The following is a 618-nucleotide window of genomic DNA, read 5'->3' on the forward strand; positions in this document are numbered from 1 at the left end:
CGCAGGGCCTGTACCGACTCCGACGCCGTCCAACCGCGGTTGCCGTCGACGTAGAGCTCCACCTCGTCTCCGAGCGCGTCGCGGAGCGCACGGCAGACCGCGACGTCGAGCGTGAACGGGCGCCGGCCCACCTTCACCTTGAACGTGGTGACGCCGAAAACGTCGCGCATCCGCTCGGCCTCGGCGACCATCGCGGCGGGCTCGGCGAAGCCGAGCATGTGCGACACGCGCATGCGGTCGGTGAACCCGCCGAGCAGGAGCGTGACGGGGACCCCCAGCGTCCGGCCCAGCGCGTCCCACACGGCCATGTCGATGGCGGCCTTGGCGGTGGGGTTGCCGACGGTACGCCCGAGGACGCCGTGGATGATCTCGCGTTCGAGGAGCGACAGGCCCAGCAGTTCGGGGGCGAACAGTTTGTCGATCACGGCCTTGATCGAGTCCTGCGTCTCACCGTAGGTGAACGGCCGGGGAGGCGCCTCGGCGATACCGACGACCCCGTCCTCGGTCCGCACGCGTACGAGCACGTGCTCGGCCGTGTGCACTTCGCCGCTGGCGAACCGCAGCGGCTTCCGGTACGGGATGGCGAACGGAATCGCCTCGATGGCGGTGATCTTCATG

At 69.7% G+C, this 618-nt stretch carries 1 protein-coding gene; it reads right to left on the minus strand.

Translation table 11 applies throughout. The features are described from left to right. The coding region (locus QSK17_RS35730) for a mandelate racemase/muconate lactonizing enzyme family protein (RefSeq protein ID WP_285711128.1) at positions 1 to 618 on the minus strand (618 nt) is incomplete at both ends.

Origin of the sequence: Microtetraspora sp. NBRC 16547 (genome assembly GCF_030268965.1) — a bacterium.
Taxonomy (GTDB): domain Bacteria; phylum Actinomycetota; class Actinomycetes; order Streptosporangiales; family Streptosporangiaceae; genus Microtetraspora.